Source organism: Achromobacter sp. (genome assembly GCF_036567245.1).
In the GTDB taxonomy this organism is placed as follows: Bacteria; Pseudomonadota; Gammaproteobacteria; order Burkholderiales; family Burkholderiaceae_B; genus Achromobacter.
Genome location: NZ_DATCUY010000514.1, coordinates 1 through 3,490, shown reverse-complemented (window position 1 = coordinate 3,490; position 3,490 = coordinate 1). Strand labels below are relative to the sequence as shown.

The 3,490-nt window shown below is 67.6% G+C and carries 4 protein-coding genes; 2 read left to right on the top strand and 2 right to left on the bottom strand.

Going from position 1 to position 3,490, the window contains the following annotated elements:
* Both VIR09_RS21635 and VIR09_RS21630 read right to left on the bottom strand, forming a co-directional pair.
* Positions 1 to 1,027: cytochrome c (locus tag VIR09_RS21635; RefSeq protein WP_332014717.1), on the bottom strand; the 1,027-nt coding region annotated here is incomplete at its 3' end.
* A gap of 12 nt (positions 1,028 to 1,039) precedes the next feature.
* Positions 1,040 to 1,795: a c-type cytochrome gene (locus tag VIR09_RS21630; protein ID WP_332014716.1), complete on the bottom strand. Its 756-nt coding sequence runs from the start codon at positions 1,793 to 1,795 to the stop codon at positions 1,040 to 1,042.
* A gap of 184 nt (positions 1,796 to 1,979) precedes the next feature.
* Between VIR09_RS21630 and rapZ the strand changes: the two genes are divergently transcribed.
* Both rapZ and VIR09_RS21620 read left to right on the top strand, forming a co-directional pair.
* A complete protein-coding gene (gene rapZ, locus VIR09_RS21625) occupies positions 1,980 to 2,852 on the top strand; it encodes an RNase adapter RapZ (RefSeq protein ID WP_332014718.1) in 873 nt (290 codons plus the stop codon).
* Positions 2,849 to 3,490, top strand: a 642-nt coding sequence (locus VIR09_RS21620; protein WP_332014715.1) for a septal ring lytic transglycosylase RlpA family protein, incomplete at its 3' end; no start/stop codon positions are given. The genes rapZ and VIR09_RS21620, both read left to right, overlap by 4 nt.

Genomic DNA, 3,490 nt, shown 5'->3' with positions numbered 1-3,490 from the left:
AGGCCGTGCCGCTGCCCTCGCCCCCCGGCTGATGGCATTGCGCGCATTGCTGGCGGTATATCTTTCCGCCCAGTTCCATCGCCGCCGGCGCGACAGCCGGGCGCGCACGCTCGGTCGAGGCCGGCGTGGCGGGCAGGGACTTGATGTAGACGCCGATGGCCAGCGCGTCCGTGTCGGTCAGGTGCTGCGTACTGCCCAGCACCACCTCGGCCATGGGGCCGCTGGCGCTGGAGTGCTTCGAAACACCGGTCTTCAGCAAGGCGGCGATGTCCTCGACCGACCAGCGGCCCATGCCCGTCTCCATGTCGTTGGTCAGCGGCGGCGCGTACCAATCGAGTACCGGAATCACTCCGCCGGCCAATGGGTCGGCCGAACGCAGCCCCCCCAGGCTGTTGCGCGGCGTATGGCAGGCGGCGCAATGTCCCAGCCCTTCAACCAGATAGCGGCCACGGTTCCACTGCACCGACTGACCTGCGTCGGCTTCCTGCACACCCGGCTTGAAATACAGCGCGCGCCAACCGGCCAGCAGCGCCCGCTGGTCATAGGGGAATTCCATCTCGGCCGGCCGGTTGGGCTGGCTCACGGGCGCCACGGTGCGCAAATAGGCATACAGCGCGTCGGAATCGGCGCGGCTCACGCGCGTGTACTCCGTGTAGGGGAAGGCGGGATACAGCAGCGTGCCGTCGCGTGACTTGCCGTTGTGCAACGCTTGCCAGAAGTCGTCGGCCGTCCACGCGCCTATGCCGGTCTTCTCATCAGGCGTGATGTTCGGGCCGTACACCGTGCCGAACGGCGTGGGGATGGGCGTGCCGCCCGCCAGCGCCTTGCCGCCCCGGCTGGTGTGGCAGGCCATGCAATTGCCCGCCAGGGCAAGGTAACGCCCACGCTCGACCAGCGTCGCCGCATCGCCCTCGGCGGCAGCGGGGCCGGTGCTGGCGTCATCGCGCGTGCCTAACCAATAGAGACCGCCCACGGCGGCGACCACGAGCAGCAACAGAACAGACAGGACTTTCTTCATGAGCGACATCCGGCCTCTCCCTTACCGTTGCGCCTGGCTGCCGCATTCCGCGGGCAGGCGTATCGAACCCGCGGCTTCAGGCGCGTAGGGCTCCACGACGGGCTGCGAGGACAGCCACGCGGCCAGCGCGCCTATGTCCTCGGGAGTGAGTTTGTTGGAGATGTCGGCCATGCAGTCCGGCTCGGCCGCGCGGCGCAAGCCGTTCTTCCAGCTGCCGATCTGGGAGCCGATGTAGTCGCGCGGCAGACCCAGCAAGCCAGGAATGGCGGGCAGCACGCCGCCCAAGGCGGCGCCATGACAGGCGGCACAGGCGGGCAGGCCGCGCGTGGCGTCGCCGCTCAAGGCGAGCTTGCGCCCGGCCTCCAGCGTGGCGGCGGAGACCTCGGCGCGCGTCGGCGCCGGATACGGCACATGCTGGGTGGAGAAATACGCGGCCATCTCGCGCAGGTAGTCGTCGGGCAGCCCGGTCAGCAGGTGCGTCATGGGCCGGTACTGGCGCCGGTCGTCGCGGAAGTTGAGCAGCTGGTGGAACAGGTACTCCTGGGGCTTGCCGGCCAGGCGCGGATAGTAGCCATCGGCACCGGCCCGTCCCTGCGCGCCATGACAGGCGGTACAGGCGGCGACACGGGCGTCCATGGTGTCCGGGCGCAGGCTTTCCTGCGGTGCAGGCTGGGCCTGCGCGGGCGCTGCCATGAAGGCGGCGGCAGCAGCCATGAGTGCGGAAACTGCCCAAAAGCGTGGCAGTGAAACACTACGAAAGGAAATGAAGGCTAACATCTAGGTCGAATTCCATTCCCCCGAAACGCATGACGGCGGGGCGCGTATGTGAATCTGTCGAGTATCCGGCCCCAAGCTTACGCCAGGGGATCCGAACCGGTACAGGCGCAGATTGGCAGTTTACGGCCATATCAGATGTCATCCCGCCGGCATCGTCCTCGAAAAGCGTGCCACAATCATGTCCATGTTGAAAGTCGTCCTCGTCACCGGCATCTCAGGCTCAGGCAAGTCCGTCGCCCTGCGCATGCTTGAGGACGCGAGCTATACCTGCGTCGACAACCTGCCCGTAAGGTTCCTGACCGAATTCATCGCCAACGCCCGGGATGACGGCATGGAGCGGGTCGCGGTCGCCATTGACGTCCGTTCGCCCGGCGAACTGGCTGAACTGCCGGATGTGGTCACCGCGCTGCGCGCCATGGGCACCAGCCTGCGCGTGGTCTTCCTGGACGCCAGCACCGCGACGCTGGTGCAGCGCTACTCCGAATCCCGCCGCCGCCATCCGCTGACCGACCGTCTGCAGCGCGGCGGCACGACCCCGTCGCTGACCGATTGCATCGCGCTGGAACGCGAACTGCTTGCGCCGCTGCGCGAGCAGGAACACGTCATCGACACCTCGGACCTGACGCCTGGCCAACTGCGCGCATGGATCCGCGACCTGATCAAGGCCGACCGCGCGCCGCTGGTGCTGACCTTCGAGTCCTTCGCCTACAAGCGCGGCGTGCCGCGAGACGCGGACCTGGTGTTCGACGTGCGCTGCCTGCCCAACCCCTATTACGACCGCAATCTGCGCCCGCTGACCGGACGCGACGAGCCCGTGGCCGCCTGGCTGGCCGGCTTCGACCTGGTGGGACAGATGGTCGACGACATCGCCGGTTTCCTGAACCGCTGGTTGCCGCAGTACACCCAAGACACCCGCAATTACCTCACGGTCGCCATCGGTTGCACCGGCGGCCAGCATCGTTCGGTGTACGTGGTCGAACAACTGGCGCTGCGCTTTGCCGACCACGACCCGCTGCTGGTGCGCCACCGCACCCAACTGCCTGACGAATCCGCATGACCCTGTCCCGCCCGACCCGCCTGTTCATGATGCTGCTGCTGGCCATTGCCGTGGCGGGTTGCTCCTCCACCGGCGGACGCAAGAAGGGCGGCGGGTACTACAAGGACGACGGGCCGGACGCCAACCCGCCTTCCAACCTGGACCAGGTGCCCGACGCGGTGCCCAGGATCGAGCCCTACGCCAGCGGCGCGAACCGGCCGTACGTGGTTTTCGGCCAGCGCTATGTACCGGACACCAGCGGCCAGCCCTACAAAAAGCGCGGTACCGCCTCGTGGTATGGCAAGAAGTTCCACGGCAATTCCACGTCCATCGGCGAGTCCTACGACATGTACGCCATGACGGCCGCCCACACCACGCTGCCGCTGCCCAGCTACGCCCGCGTCACCAGCCTGGTCAACGGCAAGACGATCGTCGTGCGGGTGAACGACCGCGGCCCGTTCCATAGCGACCGCATCATGGACCTGTCCTATGTCGCGGCACACAAGCTGGGCATCATCGGGCCCGGCAGCGGCCAGGTGATTGTTGAAGCCATACCGCAGGAAGAAATCCGGCGGCTGGCCTCGCAAGGCGGGCCCGCCACGGCCGCGCCTGAACCTTCGTCGGCGACGGGCTCCTCGCCCGTCTTGGCGCCGGTCGCC